2 protein-coding genes are annotated in these 2,218 nt (G+C 62.9%); one reads left to right on the forward strand and one right to left on the reverse strand.

Going from position 1 to position 2,218, the window contains the following annotated elements; all coding sequences use genetic code 11:
• Nucleotides 1–277 precede the first annotated feature (277 nt).
• Nucleotides 278–1,198 carry a LysR family transcriptional regulator gene (locus EOA28_RS33225; protein ID WP_126063139.1) on the reverse strand — a complete coding sequence of 307 codons (921 nt, stop codon included), beginning with the start codon at nt 1,196–1,198 and terminating at the stop codon, nt 278–280.
• Nucleotides 1,199–1,330: 132 nt separating this feature from the next.
• Between EOA28_RS33225 and EOA28_RS33230 the strand changes: the two genes are divergently transcribed.
• The coding region (locus EOA28_RS33230) for a urate hydroxylase PuuD (RefSeq protein ID WP_128315717.1) at nt 1,331–2,218 on the forward strand (888 nt) is incomplete at its 3' end.

Raw genomic sequence — 2,218 nt, forward strand, 5'->3', positions numbered from 1 at the left:
CTGCCCGCTCAGGGTCCAAGAAACTCGCCATCATCGCCGTCGCAAGGAAGCTCCTGGTCGTCCTCAACGCCATCATGCGCGACAAAACCGCATTCGCGTGAACACAGTTGCCATGCCGTGACGTCGAGGCGCCGCGCAACGAGGCAGAATTCTGCTCCGCTGCGCCATACGATCAAGGTCACCGAATGGATCCTCGGGTCTGCGCGCCGCTTCGCGTCGCTCCGCCCGTGGATGACGACGTCGCGGAGGCTTCGGCCAACCGCGAGGCAAGCCACCGCTACTTCCCCGCAAGAATATCCTTGATCAACCGTTGGCAGCGCTCGGCCATGAAATCGAGCAGCAGCCGCACCTTCGGGTCCTGCAGCTTCTTGTGCGGATAGACGGCGGCGAACTGCACCGGCGTCGGCGGCGTCTGCGGCAGGATCACCTTCAGCCGGCGGTCGCGGATGAAGGGTTCCACCTCGAAACGCGGCTTGTTGATGATGCCGCGCCCCGACAGCGCCCAGCCGGTCAGCACGTCGCCGTCGTCGGTGTCGTAAGGGCCGTGCACCTCGAACTTCTGCTGGCCGCTCGGCGTCTGCAGCGTCCAGACATATTCGCGCGCGCCGGCATAGCGCAGCATCAGGCAGTCGTGCTTCCTGCCGACCAGTTCCTGCGGCTCGGCCGGTTCGCCGCGCGCCTCCAGATATTTCGGCGCCGCCACCAGCACGCGTTCGCATTCCATGATGCCGCGCATCCTGAGGCTCGAATCCTCGATGATGCCGAGGCGGAAGGCGACGTCGATACCTTCCTTCATGATGTCGACATTGTGGTCGGAGAGCCTCAGCCGCACCTCGATATCCGGATATTTGTCGTGGAAATCCGGGATGCCCGAGGCGATCAACCGCCGTCCGAGGCCGAGCGGCGCCGTAACCCTGATCGTGCCGCGCGGCTGGCCGGAAAGCGCTGCGACTGCGGCTTCCGCCTCGGTGATGGCATCCAGCACCTGCTTGGCGCCGGTGTAGAACACCGTGCCGTGCTCGGTCGGCATCAATTGACGGGTCGTGCGGTTGAACAGCCGCACCCCCAGATGCTTTTCCAGTTCCTTGATGCGGTTGGAGGCGACGGCCGGAGAAATGCGCATGTCACGCCCCGCCGCCGACAGATTGCCGAGCTCGACGACGCGGACGAAGACGGCGATGTTGTCGAGATAGGCCATGCGTGGCTCTCAAACGGCTATGAGGGGCAAGCCTAGTATTTTCCATTTTTTTTTGAAAGTCATCGCGCACCTCGCCTCTTTTCGTTTGCGCTGCACACCGTAAAGTCGCTCTCATCGGCAGGGACGAGTGCAATGATGGATTTCGCGATTTTCTGGGATTGGCTGAGCTTCGCCGTCCGCTGGCTGCATGTCATCACAGGCATCGCCTGGATCGGCTCGTCCTTCTATTTCGTCGCCCTCGATCTCGGCCTGCGCCAGCGTCCCGGCCTGCCTGCCGGCGCCTTCGGCGAGGAATGGCAGGTGCATGGCGGCGGCTTCTACCACATCCAGAAATACCTGGTGGCGCCGGCCGAGATGCCGGAGCACCTCACCTGGTTCAAATGGGAGTCCTACGCCACCTGGCTGTCGGGCTTCGCCATGCTCTGCGTGGTCTACTATGCCGGCGCCGATCTCTTCCTGATCGACCCCAACGTGCTCAACATCTCGGTGCCCGTCGGCATCCTCTTGTCGCTGGCCACCATCGGCGTCGGCTGGATCGTCTACGATCTGCTCTGCCGCTCGCCGCTCGGCAAAAGCGATACCGGGCTGATGCTGGTGCTCTATTGCGTGCTGGTGTTCATCGCCTGGGGGCTCACCCATCTCTTCACCGGCCGCGCCGCCTTCCTGCATCTCGGCGCCATCACCGCCACGATCATGTCGGCCAACGTCTTCATGGTCATCATCCCCAACCAGAAGATCGTCGTCGCCGACCTCATCGCCGGCCGCAAGCCGGACCCGAAATACGGCAAGATCGCCAAGCAGCGCTCGCTGCACAACAACTACCTGACCTTGCCGGTCCTGTTCCTGATGCTATCGAACCACTACCCGCTGGCCTTCGGCACGCAGTTCAACTGGGTCATCGCCTCGCTGGTCTTCATCATCGGCGTGCTGATCCGGCACTATTTCAACACGGTCCATGCGCGCAAAGGCAACCCGACCTGGACCTGGCTGGGCGCCGCCGTGCTGTTCATGATCATCATC

Origin of the sequence: Mesorhizobium sp. M2A.F.Ca.ET.067.02.1.1, assembly GCF_004023285.1 — a bacterium.
Taxonomy (GTDB): Bacteria; Pseudomonadota; Alphaproteobacteria; order Rhizobiales; family Rhizobiaceae; genus Mesorhizobium.

What these genes read in the sequence shown, in the direction of transcription:
- EOA28_RS33225 (WP_126063139.1), bottom strand. Translation starts at nt 1,198, where the DNA reads ATGGCCTATCTCGACAACATCGCCGTCTTCGTCCGCGTCGTCGAGCTC.